Origin of the sequence: Amnimonas aquatica (genome assembly GCF_002943415.1) — a bacterium.
Classification (GTDB): Bacteria; Pseudomonadota; Gammaproteobacteria; order Pseudomonadales; family Moraxellaceae; genus Perlucidibaca; species Perlucidibaca aquatica_A.
This window is the reverse complement of record NZ_PTQZ01000332.1, coordinates 1-1,301: the sequence shown is the minus strand read 5'-3', so window position 1 is coordinate 1,301 and position 1,301 is coordinate 1. Positions and strand designations below refer to the sequence as shown.

Below are 1,301 nucleotides of genomic sequence, written 5' to 3'. Positions count from 1 at the left end.
CTGGCGCGCCAGGAATGCAATGCCGACTTCGATCCGGCCGAGCAGCTGCAGGCCTTCATCGACCTGTTCAAGAACGGCGGCAACCCCTTCGCCGGCACTCCGCTGGAGCCGCTGGGCGAGCTGATCGGTGGTGGCAGCGGCGGCGGTGGTGGCGAAGGCCCGACCGGCACCCCGCTGGATGCCCTGCTCGGCCCGCTGCAGGCCCTGCTGACGCAGTTCCCGGGCGGCATTCCGGGTGGCGGTGAAGGCGGCCTGCCGGATGGCGAGCTGATCGATGCCCTCGGCGGCGGTCTGGCCCTGCTCGGCGCAGCCATCGCCAGCGCGGAGCCGCAGGTCGCCGACATCCCGGTGGCTGCCAACCTGGTGGAGACCCTGGGCGACCTGTTCTCGGGCCTCGGCCAGACCCTGGGCAGCCTGGAAAGCGCCCCGACCCAGGACGTCGGCGCCCTGCTGCATGATGCCCTGGTCAACGTCAACGGCCTGCTGACCAACCAGACCGGCCTGCTCGGTGCGCTCGCCGCTGCCTCGCAGCAGCAGCAGCTGATCGATGCCGTCGCCAGCGGCAACGCCGCCATCAACGATGGCATCGCGACCCTGACCGGCGCGCTCGACGAGTACCTGCTGTCCAACCTCGACAACGCCGTGCTGGAACCGCTGCTGGGCGCCCTCGCCCCGCTGACCTGCACGCTGAAGCTGTTCGGTGACTGCGATGCCGCCAGCGGCGATCCCGCCGAGGCCCTGCAGGGCCTGCTCGGCGCCCTCGCCGGTGCCGGTGGCGGCAGCAACCCGCTGTCCGGCCTCATAGAGCAGATCACCGGCGCCTTCGGTGGTGGTGGCGATCCCGCCGCAGCGCTGCAGAATCTGCTGACCACCAATCCGCTGGCGCAGGCCCTGTCGCAGGTGCCCGGCCTCGGCGAGCTGTTCAAGCTCGGCAAGTGAGCGATCCGGCGGATGCCCCGGCATCCGCTATCGGCAGAAAGCCCCGCATCCGCGGGGCTTTCTGCTTTTCCGGCCGGATCAGGCCTCCGCGAAAAAGTCCTCGGCGGGACTTCTCCCGCTGCCTCCGCCTCCGTTCCGCCCGCCATGCACCAGCGACAGCGCGATGGTGTCCACCAGGCAGTCGATCACATCTTCTTCACGCAGCAGCGTCGAGTCCTCCTGGCTGATGAAGCGCACCATGGTGAAAGTGGCGCTGTTGATCAGCACGTAGACCCGCGTCTGCAGGTTCTCCATGGGGTAGCTGCCGGAGTGGCGCAGGAAGTACAGGCGCGCGGCTTCCAGCATGTGCTGCTCCAGCGGAT

At 69.4% G+C, this 1,301-nt stretch carries 1 protein-coding gene and 1 pseudogene; one reads left to right on the top strand and one right to left on the bottom strand.

The features are described 5' to 3' along the window. Positions 1-939 (top strand): hypothetical protein (locus C5O18_RS10595; protein ID WP_241146816.1); only part of this gene is annotated, 939 nt, incomplete at its 5' end. 78 nt (positions 940-1,017) lie between these two features. Here the strand turns inward: C5O18_RS10595 and C5O18_RS09680 are convergent. After that, positions 1,018-1,301: pseudogene (locus C5O18_RS09680) on the bottom strand (hypothetical protein); the annotation flags it as partial.